At 67.7% G+C, this 20577-nt stretch carries 21 protein-coding genes; 6 read left to right on the top strand and 15 right to left on the bottom strand.

Features of this window, described 5'->3' with window-relative positions:
- Position 1: 1 nt before the first annotated feature.
- On the bottom strand, positions 2–1324 hold the full coding sequence (locus QF046_RS12960; RefSeq protein WP_307370454.1) for a cellulase-like family protein: 1323 nt from the start codon (positions 1322–1324) through the stop codon (positions 2–4).
- A 93-nt stretch (positions 1325–1417) separates the two neighbouring features.
- Between QF046_RS12960 and QF046_RS12955 the strand changes: the two genes are divergently transcribed.
- Both QF046_RS12955 and QF046_RS12950 read left to right on the top strand, forming a co-directional pair.
- A complete protein-coding gene (locus QF046_RS12955; protein ID WP_307370452.1) occupies positions 1418–2350 on the top strand; it encodes an AraC family transcriptional regulator in 933 nt (310 codons plus the stop codon).
- 64 nt (positions 2351–2414) lie between these two features.
- The gene (locus QF046_RS12950) at positions 2415–4094 is read left to right on the top strand and encodes a GspE/PulE family protein (RefSeq protein ID WP_307370449.1); all 1680 of its coding nucleotides are present in this window, start codon (positions 2415–2417) and stop codon (positions 4092–4094) included.
- Between the two features lie 70 nt (positions 4095–4164).
- On the opposite strand, the gene QF046_RS12945 is transcribed toward QF046_RS12950, so the two are convergent.
- Genes QF046_RS12945 through QF046_RS12925 form a run of 5 tightly spaced genes read right to left on the bottom strand, consistent with a single transcriptional unit; the run spans position 4165 to position 8566 of the window.
- On the bottom strand, positions 4165–5403 hold the full coding sequence (locus tag QF046_RS12945) for a type II secretion system F family protein (RefSeq protein WP_307370446.1): 1239 nt from the start codon (positions 5401–5403) through the stop codon (positions 4165–4167).
- Positions 5400–6536: a type IV pilus twitching motility protein PilT gene (locus QF046_RS12940; RefSeq protein ID WP_307370444.1), complete on the bottom strand. Its 1137-nt coding sequence runs from the start codon at positions 6534–6536 to the stop codon at positions 5400–5402. The genes QF046_RS12945 and QF046_RS12940 overlap by 4 nt, the downstream gene beginning before the upstream one ends.
- Position 6537: 1 nt before the next feature.
- Positions 6538–7263 (bottom strand): hypothetical protein, encoded by a 726-nt coding sequence (locus QF046_RS12935; protein ID WP_307370443.1) that lies wholly within the window; start codon positions 7261–7263, stop codon positions 6538–6540.
- Positions 7263–7922 carry a hypothetical protein gene (locus tag QF046_RS12930; protein ID WP_307370439.1) on the bottom strand — a complete coding sequence of 220 codons (660 nt, stop codon included), beginning with the start codon at positions 7920–7922 and terminating at the stop codon, positions 7263–7265. Before QF046_RS12930 ends, QF046_RS12935 begins: the two co-directional genes overlap by 1 nt.
- On the bottom strand, positions 7922–8566 hold the full coding sequence (locus QF046_RS12925) for a hypothetical protein (RefSeq protein ID WP_307370437.1): 645 nt from the start codon (positions 8564–8566) through the stop codon (positions 7922–7924). Before QF046_RS12925 ends, QF046_RS12930 begins: the two co-directional genes overlap by 1 nt.
- Between QF046_RS12925 and QF046_RS12920 the strand changes: the two genes are divergently transcribed.
- Positions 8550–8918 (top strand): hypothetical protein, encoded by a 369-nt coding sequence (locus tag QF046_RS12920; RefSeq protein WP_307370434.1) that lies wholly within the window; start codon positions 8550–8552, stop codon positions 8916–8918. The two genes, QF046_RS12925 and QF046_RS12920, sit on opposite strands and share 17 nt — an antisense overlap.
- Positions 8919–9020: 102 nt before the next feature.
- Here QF046_RS12920 and QF046_RS12915 read toward each other — a convergent pair whose 3' ends face one another.
- From QF046_RS12915 to QF046_RS12890, 6 genes are all read right to left on the bottom strand, one after another.
- Complete coding sequence (locus tag QF046_RS12915; RefSeq protein WP_307370432.1) at positions 9021–9911, bottom strand: A24 family peptidase; 891 nt, start codon at positions 9909–9911, stop codon at positions 9021–9023.
- Positions 9908–11488 (bottom strand): hypothetical protein, encoded by a 1581-nt coding sequence (locus QF046_RS12910; protein WP_307370430.1) that lies wholly within the window; start codon positions 11486–11488, stop codon positions 9908–9910. Before QF046_RS12910 ends, QF046_RS12915 begins: the two co-directional genes overlap by 4 nt.
- Positions 11479–12009: a PilW family protein gene (locus QF046_RS12905; protein ID WP_307370428.1), complete on the bottom strand. Its 531-nt coding sequence runs from the start codon at positions 12007–12009 to the stop codon at positions 11479–11481. Before QF046_RS12905 ends, QF046_RS12910 begins: the two co-directional genes overlap by 10 nt.
- Positions 12006–12410, bottom strand: a complete 405-nt coding sequence (locus QF046_RS12900) for a prepilin-type N-terminal cleavage/methylation domain-containing protein (protein WP_307370425.1) — start codon at positions 12408–12410, stop codon at positions 12006–12008. The genes QF046_RS12905 and QF046_RS12900 overlap by 4 nt, the downstream gene beginning before the upstream one ends.
- A 68-nt stretch (positions 12411–12478) precedes the next feature.
- Positions 12479–12880 (bottom strand): prepilin-type N-terminal cleavage/methylation domain-containing protein, encoded by a 402-nt coding sequence (locus tag QF046_RS12895; RefSeq protein ID WP_307370423.1) that lies wholly within the window; start codon positions 12878–12880, stop codon positions 12479–12481.
- Between the two features lie 290 nt (positions 12881–13170).
- A complete protein-coding gene (locus QF046_RS12890) occupies positions 13171–13701 on the bottom strand; it encodes a DUF1992 domain-containing protein (protein ID WP_373425731.1) in 531 nt (176 codons plus the stop codon).
- 128 nt (positions 13702–13829) lie between these two features.
- Here QF046_RS12890 and QF046_RS12885 point away from each other — a divergent pair, with 128 nt between their 5' ends.
- The 3 genes from QF046_RS12885 (at position 13830) to QF046_RS12875 (ending at position 17309) form a co-directional block, all read left to right on the top strand.
- Entirely contained in the window at positions 13830–15353 is a 1524-nt protein-coding gene (locus QF046_RS12885; protein ID WP_307370420.1) for an HNH endonuclease signature motif containing protein, read from the top strand.
- Between the two features lie 71 nt (positions 15354–15424).
- Complete coding sequence (locus QF046_RS12880) at positions 15425–16759, top strand: MATE family efflux transporter (RefSeq protein WP_307370418.1); 1335 nt, start codon at positions 15425–15427, stop codon at positions 16757–16759.
- 157 nt (positions 16760–16916) lie between these two features.
- Positions 16917–17309, top strand: a complete 393-nt coding sequence (locus QF046_RS12875; protein WP_307370416.1) for a hypothetical protein — start codon at positions 16917–16919, stop codon at positions 17307–17309.
- 14 nt (positions 17310–17323) lie between these two features.
- On the opposite strand, the gene QF046_RS12870 is transcribed toward QF046_RS12875, so the two are convergent.
- The 3 genes from QF046_RS12870 to QF046_RS12860 form a co-directional block, all read right to left on the bottom strand.
- Entirely contained in the window at positions 17324–18433 is a 1110-nt protein-coding gene (locus QF046_RS12870) for a hypothetical protein (RefSeq protein ID WP_307370413.1), read from the bottom strand.
- Positions 18434–18574: 141 nt separating this feature from the next.
- Positions 18575–19231, bottom strand: a complete 657-nt coding sequence (locus QF046_RS12865) for a response regulator transcription factor (protein WP_307370412.1) — start codon at positions 19229–19231, stop codon at positions 18575–18577.
- On the bottom strand, positions 19228–20451 hold the full coding sequence (locus QF046_RS12860; RefSeq protein ID WP_307370409.1) for a sensor histidine kinase: 1224 nt from the start codon (positions 20449–20451) through the stop codon (positions 19228–19230). Before QF046_RS12860 ends, QF046_RS12865 begins: the two co-directional genes overlap by 4 nt.
- Between the last annotated feature and the right edge of the window lie 126 nt (positions 20452–20577).

Below are 20577 nucleotides of genomic sequence, written 5' to 3'. Positions count from 1 at the left end.
ATCACTGCTGTGACCGGCGTTGGATGAACAGCTCGTTGCACTCCTGCTGGAGTGCAATCTCCCCCCACATCGGATGGTGAGGTGCGGCGTTCGAGCACACGAGCGTTCCCCACGCACCCACACGCGCCGACTCGGCGACGGCGAATCGGCAGTACGCCGCGCCGACAGGTCCCTCTTCGAACCAGCTGCGAAGCGGCGTGTAGCCAACCCATCCCTCACCCAGAACCAGAGGGATCCCGCGGGCCGCCGCGGCATCGGCCGCGACCTCGAGCCAGATCGACAGCACACGGTGCATCTCGACACGGTGACTCTCGTACCGCTCGTACAGGTAGCGGTCGAATGCCTCGGCATCCATCCAGTCGTGCATGAAGATCTCGGGCTTGCCGACGATGGTGGCGTCCATCTTCCATGCGGTCGCGGCGGGCAGCACCCACGACGTCGCCTCAGGGGCTCCGGGCCGCAGCAGTCCGGCCGCTTCGACCGCCTCGCGCGGGAACTCGGCGAGCGAGCCGCGCAGATCGAACGCCGCGGTCACCTCGTCGAGCACCCCGTACACGTAGGGGTGCACGACGATGACGTCGGCTTCGGCCGGGATCGCACGCATCGCGCCGACCGGCACCCGGGAGTAGTTGACGGTGACGGGAACCTCGGGCTGCAGGTCGTGGAAGCGACGGATGCCACGGCTCAGCCGCGGCTCGATGGCGATGACGCGCGCGGCCTCGTCGTCGACTCCCAGACCATCGGCGAGGTGACCGGTGGTGACCTCGTTGTGCAGCTCGACGAAGGCAACCCGGTCGTCCAGGCCGCGCTCGCGCAGGAAGTCGATCATCGCCGAGAACGATTCCGCGAGCCGCTCCGCCCGGTGCTCGGGATCGACGCCGTCCAGTGCGCGCCACCAGGCGTCATCCGTCGAGAACGACGCGGACTGCTGATACTCCCACGACGACAGGATCACGAACAGACCGCGCCGGCGGCACACCTCGAACAGCTCCGTGAGCAGCGCGCGCCCGTCGAAGCGGGTCGGCGACTTCACGTCGTACCAGCGCACGCCCTGCGCGTACTCGCCGCCCAGGCGATCCAGCGACACGTCCGAGGTGTCGAGACCGGAACCGAACAGCAGGAACGGCATCGCGCAGATGCGGATGGTGTTGTACCCGCGGTCGACGGCCTCCGCCGCAGCCGCATCCAGATCGGCGAACGGCTCGCCCTCCCCCGTGCGCACATACCAGGAGAAATCCCAGAGAGTGATCGTGAGGGCATCGGGCAGGTGAGCGGCCGAAGGAACCGGCGAATACCGCTCGAGCTGACTGTCTGCATTGACCATACGGGAATGTTAGGCACGTCGCCCCGGGCGACTGAATGTCCGTTCCTCGGGAGATACCTGGATGATCCTCTGATCCTGGGTTAGAGTCACCCCATGCTCGTCCGCGATGGATTCCCCGGGCAGCGCCTGCGCGTGCTGCCCCCGCCGATAGCGTCCGCTGCGCTCGCGGCCCCGATCACGGAGCGGCTGCTCGTGACCGATGCCGGCTTCTTCCCGCACGCGGCGGACCACGGCCGGGTGCGGCCGTCGGGAGCCAGGCAGACGATCGTCATCATCTGCACCGCGGGCGCGGGGCGCGTCATCCTGGACGGCACGACGCACCGCGTCGCGGCGGGGGATGCCGTGATCATCCCCGCGCGCAGGGCGCACATGTACGTCGCCGATCAGAGTGATCCGTGGAGCATCTGGTGGATGCACGTGGCGGGCGAGGATGTCGCCGACCTGCTGCCCGAGCCGGAGGACCGGTCGGCATCCCCGGTGCTTCGCCTGCACGACGTCTACGCGGCGACGGCGCTGATCACGCAGGTGGTCGAGAAGCTCGACGTCGACGACACGGCCGCCTCGCTCTATGAGGCATCCGGCGCGGCCTGGCACCTGCTCGCGCACCTGCGCGCCGACCGGCTGCGCGGCGGCAGCGGATCCGGCTCGCGCGTGCACGCCGCCATGTCGTATCTGCGCGAGAACCTGGGCACGAGGGCGGGAGTCACCGAGCTCGCCGAGATGGCGAATCTCAGCCCTTCGCATTTCGCCGCGCTTTTCAAGTCCGCGACGGGCATGGGGGTCATCGAGTACCTCACCCGACTGCGCAGTGCCCGGGCCCGCGAGCTGCTGCTGACGACCCGACTGAGCGTGCAGGACATCGCCGAAGCCGTCGGCTACACCGACCCCTACTACTTCTCGCGACAGTTCCGCCGGGTGAACGGCGTCTCCCCCCGCACGTTCCGTGCCGGTCACCTCGAAGAGGCGTTGGAGCAGTCTGTAAGAGAATCCCTGGAGACCCTGCAATTTCAGCCCTCCCAGTCGTAAGATGATGCCAGGCGCACGCTCTGCTGGGGATGCGGGCGCCGGCAGGCCGGGGACGCCTGCGGGAATGGGGATCATCGTGCGAGGACTCGCGCACACTCTTGTGCTGACCGGTGCCGCAAGGGCCGAGGATGTGTCTGCGGCGATGGCCGCGGTGGGCGAAGGGGACGAGCTCGGGCCGCACCTGGTGCGCACCGGTGCCGTGACGGACGCCCAGGTCGCCGAAGCGGTCGCTCTGGCCACCAACCATCGCTACATCGACCTGTCGACCTACCCGCTCGACCCGGAGGTGATCGCCCTGGTGCCTGGCAACCTCTGCCGCCGGTACCGGCTGATTCCGCTGCGGGTGATGCGCGACGAGCTGATGGTCGCGATGCTAGACCCGACCGACATCATCGCGCTGGACGACGTGGCGAGCCTGACCGATATGCGGGTGACCGCGGTGGTTGCGGCGGCGGATGCCCTGACGCAGGTCTTCGAGCGCTTCCTGCGCTCCGACGGCGAGCTGACCGACCTGTCCGAGCAGATCGGCGAATCGTCCTCGTCATCCGACATCGTCTTCACCGAGCACCTGGACGATCAGGACGCCGATGCGCCGGTCGTGCGCTTCGTGAACCTGCTGATCACGCAGGCGATCAACGACCGGGCGAGCGACATCCACATCGAGCCCGGCGAGCACCGGCTGACGGTGCGGTTCCGCATCGACGGCGTGCTGCACGAGATGCAGAGCGCCGACCGCAGCATCCAGGACGGCGTGATCTCGCGCCTGAAGATCATGTCGTCGATCGACATCGCCGAGCGGCGCGTCCCGCAGGACGGCCGCATCTCGGTACTGCACGAGGGGCGCTCGGTCGACCTGCGCGTGGCGACGCTGCCGACGGTGTGGGGCGAGAAGATCGTGATGCGCATCCTCGACAACACCGGCCAGGTGATGACCATGGAGGACCTGCGCTTCTCGAACACGAACGGCACGCGCTTCCGCGAGGCGATCACCCGCCCGCACGGCATGATCCTGGTGACCGGTCCGACCGGGTCGGGCAAGTCGACCACGCTGTACACGGCGCTGCGCACGGTCGCCAACCCGCGCGTGAACGTGATCACCGTCGAGGATCCGGTGGAGTACCGCATCCCCGGCATCAACCAGGTGCAGGTCAATCCCCGTGCCGGACTCACCTTCGCCACCGCGCTGCGGTCGATCCTGCGCTCGGACCCCGACGTGGTGCTGGTCGGCGAGATCCGCGACCGCGAGACCGCGGCGATCTCGGTCGAGGCAGCCCTCACCGGCCACCTCGTGCTCTCCACCCTGCACACCAACGACGCGCCCAGCGCGCTGACGCGACTGACCGAGATCGGCACCGAGCCGTTCCTGGTGGCCACGGCGCTGAGCGCCGTGGTCGCGCAGCGCCTCGCCCGGCGACTGTGCACCAAGTGCCGACGCCCGTTCGACGGCGATGCCGACACGCTGCGGCAGGTGGGCATGCCCGAGGAGATGATCGCGGATGCCGAGGTGCACACCGCCGTGGGGTGCACGAACTGCTCGAACACCGGCTACCGCGGCCGCGTCGCCCTGCACGAGGTGATGACGGTGACCGACGAGATCGAGCAGCGTCTGGTGGGCCGGGCGACCGGCGCCGACCTGCGCGAACTGGCGCTGGAGCAGTGCATGATCGCGCTGCGCGACGACGGCTGGGTGAAGGTCGCCGACGGCATCACGACGATCGAAGAGGTGCTGCGCGTCTCGGTGTGATGTGCTTCGACAGGCTCAGCAACCCACTGGGTCCCTGAGCCTGTCGAAGGGCACTGAGCCTGTCGAAGGGTTACTGCTTCGCGATGTCTCCGTACAGCGTGAAGATCGGCAGGTAGAGCGAGACCACCATGCCGCCGATGATCACGCCCAGGCCCACGATGAGCACCGGCTCGATGAGCGAGGACAGCTGTTCGGTGGCGGTCTCGACCTCGTCCTCGTAGAAGTCGGCGATGCTGCCGAGCATCTGGGTGAGCGTGCCCGATTCCTCGCCGACGGCGACCATCTGCGACACCATCGTCGGGAACACCGCGGCCTTCGCCAGCGGCGCGGCGAACGAGCGCCCGCCGCGGATCGACTCCTGGATGTCGCGCACGGTCTGCTCGATCTTCCAGTTGTTCGATGCCTGCCCGACGATCGACAGCGCCTGGATGATCGGCACACCGGCATCGAGCATCATCGACAGGTTCCGGCTGAACCGGGCGACCGCCATCTTGGTGATGAGCGGCCCGAAGATCGGCAGGCGCAGCTTGATCGGATCGACGATGCGCCGGTACCCGTCCGTGTAGCGGTTGCGCACCCACCAGATCCACGCGACGGCGATCACGACGACCAGCGCCGGCAGGATCCAGAGCATGTTGTGCGAGATCGTCACGAGGATCTGCGTGGGCAGCGGCAGCTGGCCGCCGAGTCCCTTGAACATGTTCTCGAACACCGGCACGATGAACGTCACCATGACGAGCACGCCGATCATCGCGATCACGAGTACGACGGCAGGATACGTGGTGGCCGAGCGGATCTTGCCGTGCAGCTCGGACTGCTTCTGATAGTTCTCCGCGATGGATGTCAGCGCGGCACCGAGGAAGCCGCCGGACTCGCCGACGCGCACGATCGAGACCATGAGAGGCGGGAAGACCAGCGGATGCCGTTGCAGCGACGCCGACAGCGACGAGCCGCTCTCCACATCGTTCGACACCGTGCCCAGCACCGTCTTCAGCCTCTTGTCGGAGGTCTGCTCGGCGAGGACGTTGAGGGTGCGCATCAGCGGCAGGCCGGCGTTGATCAGTGCGGACATCTGGCGGGCGAAGATCGCGAGGGTCTTCGCCGAGACGCCGCGGTTGATGCTGGGCAGGGTGATCTCGCGACGCAGACCGGTCTTCTCGACCGGAGCGAGCTCCACTGGCATCAGACCCTGGGCGCGCAGCTTGGCGGTGACGGCGCCTTCGCTCGCGGCATCCATCGTCCCCTTCAGTAGCTTCGTGGTGCCCGGGTCGATCGCCTGGTACTGCCACTCCTGCATGGTCGCCATCATGACCCCCACTCTTCGAGCTGCTGATCGACCGCATAGTGCGACCAGGATTCGGCATCCAGGTCGGCAGGACGCACGTGCACGCCGTCGAGGGATGCCGGGTCGGTGGCGAAGGTGCGCGCGACCGCGGCCGACACTGCGCCCTCGCCGACGAGACGGCGCAGATCCTGATCGAGGGTGTGCATGCCGTCAGTGGCTCCGGCCTGCATGGCCGTGTACAGCTGAGCGACCTGTCCCTCTCGGATGAGGTTCGCGACGGCAGGGGTGTTGGTGAGCACCTCGGTCGCGATCGTGCGTCCGTTGGACTGCGCCCGGGGCAGCAGGGTCTGGCTGATGATGCCCTGCAGGGTGTCGCCGAGCTGCGAGCGGATCTGATGCTGCTGGTCGGCGGGGAACACGTCGACGATGCGGTTGACCGACTTGCCCGCGCCCTGCGTGTGCAGGGTGGAGAGCACCAGGTGGCCGGTCTCGGCGGCGGACAGGGCCGTCATGATCGACTCGGGGTCGCGCAGCTCGCCGACCAGGATCACGTCGGGGTCCTGGCGCAGCACGCGGCGCAGCGCCTCGGCGAACGAGCTCGTGTCGCTGCCGACCTCGCGCTGGTGGATCAGCGCACGGCGGCTGGTGTGGTGGAACTCGATCGGGTCCTCGATGGTGACGATGTGCACCGGGCGCGTGCTGTTGATGATGTCGACCATCGCGGTGAGCGTGGTCGACTTACCCGAGCCGGTGGGCCCGGTCAGCAGCACGAGGCCGCGCGGCCGCAGGGCCAGGTCGCGAGCGATCGCGGGCGCGCCGAGCTCCTCGAGCGTGAAGACGCGGTCCGGGATGAAGCGCAGCGCCATGGCGATCGCGCCGAGCTGGCGGAACACGTTCACGCGGAACCGGCCGATGCCCTCGGCGGCGTGCGCGAGGTCGACCTCGTGGTGGATCTCGAAGTCGTCTCGCTGGCCCTCGTTCATCAGGTCGAAGGCGGCGGCGCGCACCCAGTCCTCGGTGAGGATCTCGGGATGCCGGGGGATGTCGACCAGGTCGCCGTCCACGCGCATCAGCGGCGGGGCGTCGGCGGTGATGTGCACATCGGATGCTCCGGAGCGGGCTCCGATGCGCAGCAGGTCGGTCAGGATGACGGTCATCTCACTCGCCTCCACTGTTCTGCAGGAATGCGAGCACGGTGACCTGAAGCGAGAATCCCTCGCCCGACTGCGAGACCGTGGCCGTGTCGATGGCGATCGCCCGCGGTCCGGCGCGCAGGCCGTCGAGGAACGCGAAGGCGCTCGCCATGTCGGGGGCGGTGACGCTGATGCTGAGCTCGACCTGTTCGCGCGCGGATGCTGCGGCAGTCGGTGCTGCGGGTGCCGGCGTCCCGCCGTCGGCGGTGGCGCCGTCGGCATCCGCGACGTTCGCGTCCGCTTTGTCGGCGACATCGTTCGCCCCGTCGATCGGGGTGCCCGTCGTCGGGGTCGGCGTGGGTACGGGAGCGGGAACGGATGCCGCGGCATCCGCAGTTCCGGTGCGGGGTGCGTACGGGGCGAGGTCACCCCGGTTGGCAGCGGTGACGGTGACTCCGGCCGAGGTCGCGGCCAGCGAGATCCGCTCGAACACCTGGTTGAGGAGCTGCTTCTCGGGCACCTGACCTCGCAACTTCTCGACCGCGGCGTTGATCTCGGCGAGCTTCTCCTTCTGCGCGGTGAGCGTCGCGATCTGCGTCTCGTAGGTCGCGTTGGTGGCGGCGACCTGCTGGCGCTCGGTGTCGGCCGAGAACACGCCGCCGACGAGCGGGACGACCCCGATCACCACGGCCGCGATGATCACGGCCGCCGAGACGAGGGCTCCGATGAGGGTGATCAGCTGCTTGGTCATCACTTCGCCTCCTCGGCTGCGAACCGCCCGGTATAGATGCGCTGGTCGAATCCGACGTCGAGCGTGTAGGTGTACCTGTTCTGTTCGGCGTTGCTCTGCGTGAGCGCGTTCGCGTCGCTGAGCATGATGGCGCCGATGGAGCGGAGCTTCTGCGCGATCGAGGCGATGTCCAGGGTGTTCGGGCTGTCGAGCGTGAGCGTGCCGGTCAGTCCGACGGCTCCCTGAGCCTCCTCTTCGCTGAGCTTGGTCACCGCAGGGGCCCCGGGCGCGAGGTCGAAGCCGATCAGCGTGACGTCGGCGGGCAGCGCCGATTCGACGCTGGTGCGCACGCCCTGCCAGACGATGTCCGATCCCATCGCCTCGGCGAGATAGGAGCGCAGCTCACGGTCGGTGGCGAGCGCGCCGCTGACCTCGGAGAGTCCACCGATCTGCTGGATGAGGGTGGTCGTGCGGCTCTGCTCGGCGGACAGCTGCAGCTGGGCGTACTGGTTCCAGAGCCAGGCGCCGGCAACCAGCAGGCCCGAGACGATCACGGCCACGATGCCGATCCAGATCCAGCGGTCGCCGACCTTGTCGCGTTCGCGGCGAGCCACCTCGGACGGCGGCAGCAGGCTGACGCGTGGAATGCCGGTGTGCGGCACGGATGCTGTGCTGGACATCAGCTGTCCTTTCCGAGGGCGAGACCGACGGTGCTCACGAGGTTCATCGCGAGCTCTCCGGAGGGATGCGCGTCGCGGACGGCGGCGACATCGGTGAGCGAGATCACGCGCACGGGCGCCTGGCTCTTCTCCTGCAGCCCGGGGTGCACGCCGTCTACGGCGGCGCCGGCTCCGGTGAGCAGGATCTGCTGGATCGCCGTCGCACCGGGCCTGTTCGCATAGAAGGAGAGTGTGCTGTGCAGCCGGGCGAGCAGGTCGGAGACCGGGCGACTGCCCACGTCTCCGCGCAGAGCGCCGCGAGGGACGATACCGGCCGATCCACTCAGGTCCTCGCCTCCGTGCATCCGGGCGGGATCGACGGTGTTCGCGATGTCTCGCACGGTCGACATCGGGGTGCCGTCGTCGGTGATGGCGAGCACCGCAGAGCGTCGGCGCACGGCGGCGGTGGACAGATCGGCCGGAAGCAGACGCACGAACTCGGGGATGCCGTCGCGCATGATCACGACCTGCGTGGTGTGGTCGCCCACGTGGATGGCGGCGACCGTGCCCTGCGGTGCGGCGACGCGGGCGGCGCGGGCGAGCGCGAAGGCGGTGAGGTCGACATCCTGCACCCGGAGCTTGGTGCGGGTGAACGCGGAGATCAACTGCTCGATGGTCTCTGCGACGGCGGCGACGAGCAGACCGTGCAGCTGGTCGCCGTGCTGGGCGGTCGGGGTAGTAGTCGAGCACCGCCTGGTCGACCGGCACGGGCAGCAGATCCTGCACCTGGAAGGGCAGGGCCTTGCGCAGCATGTCGGGCGGCATCGCGGTGGTGCTGTACTCGCGCACCAGCACGCGCCTGCTGGCGATGCCGAGGGTGACCTTGCGGCTCTTGAACCGTGCGGTCGACCAGAGCTGACGCAGTGCCACGGCGACGGCTCCCTCGTCGACGATCTCGGAGTCCTTCGCGGAATCCGGTGGCAGCGCGACCTCGCCGAAGGCGAGCACGCGCGGTGAACGTCCGCCCGTCACCTCCACGGCGCGCACGCTCTCTTCGGTGATCTCGACACCGATCTGTGTGCTGCTCATTCTGTTGTCCCCTTCTCGCCCTAGAGCCCCTCAGCTCATGAGTCCGACGTACCAGCGTCCTATCGGTTCTCCGACGACGATCCCGGCCCAGGCACCCAAGAGGATCCAGGGGCCGAATGGGATCGCCGATTTACGTTTCGCACGTCTGGTCAGCAGCAGGATGCCGCCGTAGGCGGCGCCGAGCACGAAGGCCGCAAATGCGCCGAAGACGAGGGCTCCCCACCCGAACCAGCCGAGCATCGTGCCGACGAGGCCGGCGAGCTTCACGTCTCCGCCGCCCATGCCGCGCGGGCTGATCAGCCGGACGACGTAGTAGAAGAGGAACAGCGCGGCCCCGCCGATGAGTGCCCGCAGGAACGGCCACCAGGTGTCGAGCGATTCCCCGGTCGTTGAGCGAGCCGCAGGCGAGACGAAACGAGTCAGCAGCGTGGTGACCAGCAGCAGCACGATGATCGCGGCCCATCCGGGCAGCACGATCGTGTTCGGCAGGCGTTTGCTGTCGAGGTCGATGAGCGTCAGCACGACGCTGAATGCGGCGAAGACCTCGAGGGTGAGCAGGATGCCCCAGAACTCGGCGGAGGTGAACCACAGCGAGCCGTCCACCGGGCGCAGATCGAGGGGGCGTCCGAAGATGACGCCCAGCGCGACGAGTGCGAACAGCAGGCCGGTCGCGCCCTCGACGATGGCGTAGCGCGGGGAGATGCGCTCCCAGCAGGTGGCGCAGCGGCCCTTGAGTGCGAACCACGACAGCACCGGGATGTTCTGGTACCAGCGGATCCGCGCCCGGCAGTTCGGGCACCTGCTCTCCCGAAGGAGCGAGATCTTCCTCGGCAGCCGGTACGCCACGACGTTGAGGAACGACCCGATCGCGAGGCCGAAGAGTGCCGCGAAGACGGTTACGAAGACGATCGCAGGGGTCATGAGGTCGGCGCCCAGGTCCCGAAGGGAGTCGGCGAAGGAGCCGGCAGCGGCACCTCAGTCTGGGAGATGAGCGTCGGCGCCAACCGCGTGCGCACCACGTCGCCGGAGCCCGAGGCGCCGTCAGACAGCCTGCACCCGAGATCGAGCCGTGGCTCCCAGGTCATGGGCGCGCAGACGAAGTCCGGTTGTTCCAGCTTGCCGCTGCCGCTGTCCCCGGAGTAGTACTGCCCGTGGAAGCCTTCCTTCTTCGGCGCTTTGAACAATCCACACGGTGTGTAAAGCAGGATCTTGACGCTATCGTTCGCAACACTTTCGAGCGCATCTCCCCCGGACCCAACGGAGGTAGAGCAGGTGACCTGACGATCGGGGACGTTGTCCGCATGAATGAAGAGCAGCTGCGGCTTCGGAGTCGCCCCGATGAGAGTCCCGAGAGTCAGATCCATCTTCGCGTTCGGCGGGAACAGGAAGATCACATCTCGGCCGATTGAGGTCGCGCCTGTGACGGAGATACTGATCGTTCCCGTGCACAAGGTGTAGTCGATTCCGAGGCGGTTCTTGCCCGGAGCTGGCGATCTCGTGGCATCAGTGAAAGCATTCCCGGAGCAAGTCCCGTTCTTCCAATCCACGTCTGTACCCCAGGAGTCGCGCGTGGATGGGAAGTCAACCCAGGTCGTCATGTCGTACACCGCTTGCAGACTCGGCGTGATAGCGCCGACGGGGAGAGGCGTCGTTACCTTGTAACCCCCAGTGATAACCCCGGAGTCGACCGTGACGCTGCCGCCCGCAGTCGCACTGCCTGCGACAGTCATGCCCTTGACTGTGATGTTCACACCCGCATTGACGTCGCCCCCAACCGTCCCGTCTGTAGAACCCAGGATGATGCTGCCCTCGGAGACGATGTTCCCGCCGATAGTCGTACCCGATCCCTTCGCCTCGACTAGACCCAAGGCGTACACGTTGCCCGTGACCTCACAGCTGGACGAGAGTTCCAGATTGCCTTTCGGCACCCACAGGTCACCGTTGATCGTGGTCGTCGAATTGCACTCATAGTTGCCTTCGCGGATCACCAAGTCGCCGTCGAAGGTGGATTGCGTGAGCTTGAATTGGCCGGCGAAGTACGCGAGCGTGCCGCCGGGCTGGTTCTGGAACGTGATCGGACGCTGATAGAGAGCCTTGACCGTGGTCATGCTTCCATCGGAACCCCAGCCTGTGGACGTGATCTCGATCACGCTTGATATCGAATCTGTCGGGCAAGCTGCGCTGAGATTCGCCTCGTCTGGACCCGTTTGGGCAGTGGCGTAGAACACTGGCCCATGGGCAGGATCGCTGTTCGAAGCGGTGAGACTGCAAGAGGAAGCTACGACCGCGTCGAGCGCTGCGTCACGACCTGACTCCGCTGCGACGAATGCCTGAGTTGTGGCCTTGTTCGATGCGTTCGATGACATCGCGAAAACGACGCCCGCTGCGATCGTCGCTGCGGCGATCATGCCGACGACCATGATGATGATCACCGCGACGAGCGCCGCGCCAGCATCATTCGAGTCCGCCCGGCCCATGAGCCGCCGCGTCACCAGCATGGTGACACACTCCCAGATGCTGTATTTCGCATGTACACATTCCCCGTGAATCTGACTGGCGAGCCCCCGAGGTCGGGATTGGTTGCGTCGAACGCGTAGGTGACTGCATCTGCCCCACTGGCTGAAAAGTACGGCTTGGCGGGATCCTTCTTTACCCCGTCCTGCCACGCAGGCCATGAACTCGGAGTGGCCGATGGTGAGTCGCTGATCACCATGCGAACGTCACCGCCCGAGAAGGTGAATCCCTGGCAGAGCGTCGTTCCGTTTCGATCAACACTGTTGACCTTCAGAGTTGCGCCGCCGTCCTCAATGGCAAATGCTTCAGCGTTTCGGACGGCGCGCTCGATCTGTGAAGAGATCAGTTGTCCTCGAGTGGTTGCGGCCGTCTGATCGCGCACGCTTTTCTCCGTCTGCAGGGTGTTAATGAAGAGCATTGCGATCGCCGCCGTGATCACCCCGAGAATCAGTACGTAGATGATCAACTCGATCAGGCTCAGGCCGGACTCGTCATCGATATTCATGGAATCGTCTCCGGCAGCGCCGGCACAATGAACAGAGCATCGGCCACGGCAAGTTGCCGCCCGCCCTGGATGGCAGTCAGGGTGAGTCTGATGACTTTGCCCGGGCCACATGTCCCGTTGATGACGCCGGAAGAGTCGAAGTCACGCCCGACACCATCGGGATAGGAGTGTGATGCGGCAGCTGTCGTGATCGCTGCACAGTCACCGGATTCGCGCGCCTGCTCGACAAGCGAGTTCAATTGCCTGGTCGCCGTCGCAACTGTCGATTGCTCACTTGAATAGCGCAGGCCGTTGATCAGTAACGGCGCAAGAGCCATCGCGATGACGGCAATAAGCACCATCGCGATGACGGCTTCGATCAGGCCGAAGCCATCGTCGTCCGGTCGGGCGTGGGAAGACATGGCAGATCCTTGTGGGTCACTGAAGCGGAGGCTGCGAGTGAGCCTCCGCCTCAGATCTCAGATGGCGATCAGCAGCCGGGGCCCGACTTACCGACGATGTTGGTGTCATCCTTGGCTGTTGCGGTCACGCAGACGTCTTCAACCTTTGTCGGGACAGTGGTGGTCGTCGTTGTTCCGTCATTCCAGGCCATCGTGAACTCCGTGGCAGTGCTCGCATCCGTCGGAAGGGTTGCTGTCGCGTTCTGTGTGATTTGAGCAGATGCTTGCGTCGCCGCATTAGCGGCCGCGGCCTGTGCGGAGTTCTTCAGCGCCTGGGTCTGCAGGTTGCCGATCAGCGGAATCGCGATCGCGACCAGGATGCCCAGGATCACAATGACGATGATCAGCTCGATGAGCGAGAAGCCGGCGTCCTTGCCCTCTTCTTCGCGCTGAGCCTTCTTTGCCTCGATGAGGCGGTGAATAGTGCGCATGACAGAGTGTTCCCTCCGGGGTGACGGAGAATGGGTAGCTCTGTGGCCGGCGCGCCCCAGCAGCGCCTAAAACCATTCCGTCCCCAGAGTGTGGAGCCGCCGTCTCCCCAGCTGGTTCGGCTCCTGACCACATACTGGCCTCACAGCTGGTTCTTCACAAGTGGCAATCATCACGTTCTGGTCACGACCGGGTGAACCGGTATATCGGACGCAGTCCAGAATTCCTCACGGTCGTTACCCGCGTAGACGTCCACAGGTCGGGAGCGCTCTCAAATCCATCGCTTCCAGCATCAGCGCCGTAGCCATCCGCGTAGACCTCGGCGTCTGGCATCCGCCGCCTCGGATGCCGTGGCATCCGCCTTCTCCGCCGTTCGCCCAGCCTCCCGGCGCTCCCGCCAGGCCGCGACCTCGGCATCCGCATCGCGCGTCTTCGTCACCACCGGCGGGCCGCCGGCCAGCTGCCGACGCGCCTCGATCACACGGCGGTTGAAGTCCTCGACGACTGCGCGCACGTCCTCCTCGCGACCGAGCTGATCGAGTTCATCGTCCAGTCCGCGATCCTCGGTGCGCAGCAGCAGCGCGGGAGGGCCGAGACCCGACAGGTTCTCCGTCTCGATCTTGCGGCGGATCCACCAGTCCGGATCATGATGCGTGCCGAGACCCTCGATCGGCTTGCCCGCCCCGGGCAGATCGTCGAAGTCGCCGCGCCTGATCGCGAGCTGAATCGCCGTCTCGACGAACTCGGCCTTGTTCTGCGCGTTGAGCACCATGGGCGGCTTCGCCGGCTCCACGGCATCCGGATCCTTCTTCGGCTCGGTCATCACACACCTCACGACTGGTCATTCCAGGGTACAACTGGGTCGATCCGCCCCCTCGAGGGCGCCCAAAGCCATCCAGAAAGTGTCGCCCAAGCCTTCCATTCTTCGAACTTATGTACTACACTCGAAGCATGGCCACCGACGCGCTCCCCACCCTCTCGCAGCACCTCGTGCTGCTTGACGAGTGGCTGGAGACGCGTCGGCAGATCGCCCGGTTGGAAGCTAGGGCCGCGGGTCTGCTGGCCCAGCGGATCGCCGTGATGGATGCGGAGGTGGCCGAGGCTCCGAGGTATCGGGACACCATCCAGCGGTCGATGATCGCGGAGTATGCCGTGGCAGGGCGCGTGCCCAAAGGGTCGATGGATTACGCGTTCGCCGACGCGCACGCCCTCGCGGACTTCCCGGCTTTGTCCGAATCCTTCGCTGAGGGACGGGTGACGGGAGCGCACGTGCGAGAGATCACTCGTGCCGCATCGGTCGTCCACGAGGCAATCGCCACCGGCAACGTCGATGCGGGCACGCTGACACTGTACGAGGCGGCCGCGTTGGAGATCGCCGAGAACGACACCCCGGCCCGCACCCGCGCAGCCGTGCGGGAGGTCGCAGCCGCCCTCGCCGGCGTCACCGTCACCGAGCGGCACAAGGCAGCCGAAGCAGAGCGGTGCGTAACCTCCCGCCCCGTCGGCGACGGGCTCGCCCTGCTGCAGGCTGTGCTGCCCGAACACGTCGTCGCGGCGATCATGGACCGACTCACCCAGACGGCGAAGCACGTCATCGCTCACCCCGAAGAGCGCCGTCCCGTCTTCCCCGACGACGACGAGGCCGACTTCGTCGAGTACGCCGAGCGCGATGCCATCACGATCGAAGACCCCCGCACCGGGGAATCCGCGGAGCACGAGATCTGGCTCCCTGCGACCGCCGACGACCTCGAGGCGTACTGGGCTGCGATCGATGCCGCTCGGGACACGGATCCGCTGACGGATCCGAACAGTGCCGCCATCACCCACGTTCCCGACGACCCGCGCACCATGGATCAGATGCGCGCGGATCTGCTCACCGACCTGCTCCTCGCATCCGACCCGTCTGCGGTCTTCGGCGAGGGCCTCGGCAACATCACCGGGCACGTTCAGGTGACCATCAGCGCCACCACCCTCGTCGGCGAGGACGACAAGCCCGCCCAGCTCGACAACGAGGGTCCCCTGCATCCGGATGTTGCCCGCCGCCTCGCCGGACGCGCCACGCTCTGGACCCGGCTGTTCCTCGATGCGACCGGAGTCGTCACCCAGACCGACAGCTACACCCCGACCGCTGCCATGGTGCGGCACCTGCGTGCCCGAGACCAGCACTGCCGGTTCCCCGGGTGCCGCGTGCCCGCACGGCGGTGCGATCTCGACCACACCTGGGATCACGCGCTCGGCGGACCGACATCACTCGACAATCTCGCCGACCTCTGCCACAGCCACCATCCTCTGAAGCATCCCTCGATACCGGATGCTCACCGATGGACCGCAAGGCAGCTCCCCGACCGCACCATCGAATGGACAACTCCACAGGGGCGGGTCCATACCGACCCGCCACCGCGTCGCGTCATGTTCATCCCCACACCCGAAGTCGCGAGACAGACCACGCTGCCCGAACCTGCCTGTCCGTTCTGAACAACTGACCACTGAACAGCGACGGCTCACGGCGGGGCCGGCAGTCCCGCGCCACCCCATAGGCTCGTGGAGTGGCATCCCCCGCATCCGCTCCTGCCTCGCTGAACCGCGAGATCCTGCACCTGGCTGTGCCGGCGCTGGGCGCGCTCGTCGCGGAGCCGCTGTTCCTCATCCTCGACGCGGCGATGATCGGCCACCTCGGCACCACTCCCCTCGCCGGGCTCGGCATCGCGAGCGCCGTGCTGCAGACGATCGTCGGGCTGATGGTCTTCCTCGCGTACTCGACCACGCCCGCCGTCGCCCGCCGCTTCGGCGCGGGCAAGCCGGGCGACGCCGTCTCGGTCGGCATCGACGGCATGTGGTTCGCGCTCGGACTCGGTGCCGTCCTCGCGATCATCGGCGCCGTCTCGACCCCCTGGCTGGTCGCGCTGTTCGGCCCCGCGGATGCCGTCGCCACCGAAGCCCGCACCTATCTGGCGATCTCGATGTGGGGCCTCCCCGCCATGCTCATCGTCTTCGCCGCGACCGGTCTGCTGCGGGGGATGCAGAACACCGTCACCCCGCTCTGGATCGCAGGCCTCGGCTTCGGCGCCAACGCCCTGCTGAACTGGCTGTTCATCTACGGGCTCGGCTGGGGCATCGCCGGCTCCGCGTTCGGCACCGTCACCGCCCAGTGGGGCATGGTCGCCGCGTACGTCTTCGTCATCCGCCGCCTCGCCCTGCGCCACGGCGCCTCGATGAAGGCGCAGCGCTCCGGCATGCGCGGCACCGCACGCTCGGGGGGCTGGCTGTTCCTGCGCAGCGTCAGCCTGCGCGCCGCTCTGCTCGTGACCGTCGGAGTCGCGACCGGCATCGGCACCCAGGAACTCGCCGGCTGGCAGATCGCGTTCACCCTCTTCATCACCGCCGCGTTCGCACTCGACGCCCTCGCGATCGCTGCACAGGCGCTGATCGGCAAGAGTCTGGGAGCCGGCGACCCGACGGAGGTGCACCGGGTGCTGCGCCGCACGGTCGCCTGGGGCGCGTGGTTCGGAGTTGTCGTCGGGGCACTCATCGGGTCGCTGTCCGGCGTGCTCGGGATCGTCTTCACCGGGGATCCCGCCGTCGCCGCACTCGTTCAGCCCGCCCTGATCGTGCTCGCCATCGCACAGCCCGTCGCCGGAGTCGTCTTCGTGCTCGACGGCGTGCTGATGGGCGCGAACGACGCCCGATACCTCGCGATCGTCGGGGTGCTCAACCTCGTGCCGTTCCTGCCCGCCCTGTGGATCATCTCCGCCACCGGCATCGACGGCGCGGCCGGGCTGCTCTGGCTCGCGATAGCGTTCTTCGGCATCTACCTGCTCGCCCGACTCGCCACCCTCGGCTGGCGCGTGCGCACCGACGCCTGGACGAAGGTCGCGGCGTAGGCACGTCCTGCCCGCCGACCCGCCGCCGCCGCCGAGCAACCAGGCAAGCATCGACCCACCAAGCAAACTCGCGCGAATCGCCTGGTGGGTCGCCGATGGCTTGGTGGGTCGGCAACGGGGTCGATCGCTATGCTCGTGCTGAGCCTGGGGAGGCGCTGTGGGGAATCAACGACGTCGCGCGCGCGGCACATCGGTCGGCACGCGCCTAGTCTCGCTGCTCATCGTCGCCGTGGTCGGCTTCGGGATCTGGACGTACAACGGGCAACCCGACCTGTTCCGAATGGCGGCCTCGCACCTGGCCTCTCCGGCGACGAAGCTGATGAGCGACACCGATCCCACGACAGACCCGAGCCCCGGCATCTGGTCGTGCGTCTGGAATCCGACGCGCGATGACGACTGGCACAACGACGTCGAGTGCTTCGACGGCACCACTCTGTTCCGGCCCTACCTGCTCCCGGACATCCCGAGGGTGGACGAGGCGCAGATGCGCACCGCCGGCGAGGAGTACGAGGCCTACCTCAACGCCGGCGGCGAGCCCGACCTGCCCTGAGCCACGCACTCCGGTCAGCGGATGCTGAGCCGCGCTCGCACGTCGAGATCCGACGCCATCCGCTTCATCGCGTAGGCCCAGGTAGCGAGCCCGAGCAGCGGACCCCACAGCCAGAACGGCAGCACCGCCAGGAGCAGCACGACGCTCGCCGCCTCCACTGTGCCGCCGACGGAGAAGAACGCCATCTCGACGCCGCCGACGGTGAAGAGCACCGACACGATGCTCGCCGGAACCACCACGAGTGCCAGCGGCACCGGTCGCCCTCCGAGCCCGACCAGCCACCGCGGGAATCGCTCGCCCCACGGCAGCACCAGGCCGAGCGTGAGCACACCGCCGACCAGCATCCCCAGCGCGAGGAGCAACCCGGTCAGCAGCACCTCCGGCTGTGTACTGAGCATGTTCGCGCTTCCCCCGAACAGCGGCCACGGCGTCAGCCAGCTCGCGCGGGCGATCACGTACGGCAGTGCGCACATCGCCGCGAGCACCGTGATCGCGACCCGATGCCGCTGCACGCCCCGTGCGAACCTCCCGCGGGTGCGGCGGGAGTCGATGATGACCGGGATGAGCAGTGCCACCGCACCGGCGAGGTGCGCGAGCGCCATCAGCATCCGCGGCAGGATCTCCTCCAGCGCGCCGAAGATCGCCGGGACGAGTTCGGTCGCCTTCAGCGAGGTGACGGCGATGCCGATGAGGACGGCCATGACGAGCGCCAGCGGCAGACCGATCCAGGGGCGTCGCAGAACGAGCAGGACGATCAGAACGACGATGCCCACCACCACCAGCAGCGCGAACGTGTACCCGGCCGCCGCGATCACGCCGCCCGGAGTGACCAGCGCGAGCAACGCGGCCGCGAGGACCACGGCGAACCGGATGCCGGCGGGCAGCCGCTCGCTTCGTGGCACCGCAGCCGAGATCACGAACACGGCGAGCGCGCCCAGCGCCGCAGTCAGGGTAACGGCGGCATCCACCGCCGGACCGCCCACGCGACCGACCAGCGATGGGAGCAGCATGGCGGCCTCCGGTGCGAAGTCGGGCGCGAGCAGGCGCAGCAGCGTCAGGACGGCGATGACAGCGGCGGAGACGCCGCCGATCGCGAGGAGCAGAACACGGATTCCGATTGACATGCCTCGACGCTACGAACCGGCCTCGAGGCGGCGCATCGCCCGCGAGGGTGCTCTTCCTCACCCGCACGGGTGAGCGCGCTTCGCGTCGAGTCAGTGCCCGCGCCGGCTCCCCGTCCGGGCCGAGTCAGTGCCCGCGCCTGCTCAGCGTCCGGGCCGGAGCACGCCGTTCTCGTACGCCCAGATGACCACGTGCACGCGGTCTGGCAGGCCGAGCTTGGCGAGCACCGCCTTCACGTGCGTCTTCACCGTGTTCGCCGACAGGAACAGCGATCGTGCGATCTGCTCGTTGGAGGCGCCGGTGGCCAGCATCCGCGTCACCTCCTGCTCCCGCTCGCTGAGCACGGCGAGCGCGTCGGCCGACGGCGCCGGCGGCACCGCATCGCGCACGAAACCCAGAACCGACCGGGTCGCACCCTGCGACATGACCGCATCACCGGCCGCCACCGCGACTGCCGCGTCGGTGAGAGCGACCGCGCTGGTGTCCTTGGTGAGAAATCCGCTCGCCCCCTCGCGGATCGCCGCGTACACGTACTCATCGAGGTCGAAGGTGGTGAGTATCAGCACTCGCACACCCGGGCGCACCCGCAGCACCTCGCGGGTCGCGGCGATGCCGTCCATGCCCGGCATCCGGATGTCCATCAGCACCACATCGGCGGCGTGAGCCCGGAGATGCTCGATGGCGGCGGCACCGGATGCGACGGACACGACCTCCTCGATCCGTTCATCACGGCGCAGCAGCACCGCGATCGCGTCGCGGAACAGTTCCTGGTCATCGACGATCAGCACGCGGATGCTCATGCCGCCCCCTTCCCGTCCGCTGGGACGCGCGTGTCCGAAGCTTCGGTCGGCAGATCGATCCTCACGACCCAGCCCCGCGGCATCCGCGGTTCGGCGATCATCGATCCACCTGCGACGCGCACCCGCTCTGCGATGCCGACCAGCCCTGTGCCGCTGCCGAGCTCGCTACGCGCGGGCCCCGCTCCGCCGTCGTCGGCGATCGTCGCGTGCAGCAGGCCGGAGGCCCACTCCATCCGCACCTCCACGCGAACGGGCGGGAGGGTGTGCCGCACGACGTTGGTGAGCGCCTCGCGCACGGCATGGTGCAGAGCCAGAGCGACCTCGGGACGGATCGCGACGCGCATCCCGCTGTCGACCAGGCGAACGTCGCAGCCCGGGCTGCGCACTCCTTCGACGAGCTTCGTGATCTCCTCGATGCCGGGTGGCGGGTCGCGGGGGGCATCGCCGTCGACCGCGATGATCGCCCGCATACCCCGCAATGCCTCTCGCCCCGTGTCGGCGACGACACCCAGCGCACGTTCACTCTGCGAGAGGTCGTCCCGCAGCACCGCCGCCGCGACCTCGGCCTGCGCGATCATCACCGTCATCGAGTGCGCCACGACGTCGTGCAGATCGCGGCTGATCCGCATCCGCTCCTCGGAGATCGCCTGCTGCACGCGTGTTCGCATCCGCTCGTCGGACTGCTCGCGGCGCGCCCGCAGCAGCAGGCCGATCGCCCACGCCGTCGTCGCCCCTGCGCTCAGACCGAAGAAGGCCCCCAGGCGCATGCCGACGTCGACGAGCACGGGATTCGTGACGGCGATGAGCCCGGCGCCGAACACGCCGCTGCCCAGTGCGAGCGCGGCGATGGGCCAGCGCCGTTGCAGCGCGACATGGCCCAGCACGAGCAGGTAGGCGGCGCTGGAGGGAAACAGCGGGGCGCTCACCGCCTGTGCACCCGGCAGCAGCGCGAGTACGCACAGGACCGCACTCGCACCCACCAGAGCCGCCAGCGGCCGATGAGCCGCCACGAACGTGAGCGCGTGCAGCAGGACGAACGGCACGACCATGACCGTCATCGTCACGTCATCGGGTCGCAGCTCGGGCTGCGCGAGCGCCGCGAGGCTGGCGGGCAGCAGAACGATCAACGCGACCAGGGCGATGATGAGATCGAGGCGCAGCCAGGCACGCCCCCGTGGGAGGCGATCAGCGCCCGTCGTCTCTGCCCGCATCGCGCTCATGCTCTCATGCCGGCCGGAACCCGCGGATCACCCGTGCGGGTGAGTCAGGTCGCCTCGCCGCGAGCGACCAGGCAAGCGACGAGCCACCAAGCAGATGCACGTGATCTGCGTGGTGGCTCGACGATT

Source organism: Microbacterium sp. W4I4, assembly GCF_030816235.1.
Classification (GTDB): domain Bacteria; phylum Actinomycetota; class Actinomycetes; order Actinomycetales; family Microbacteriaceae; genus Microbacterium.
Note: the sequence above shows the minus strand (reverse complement) of the source record. Positions and strands in the feature narration are given on the sequence as shown.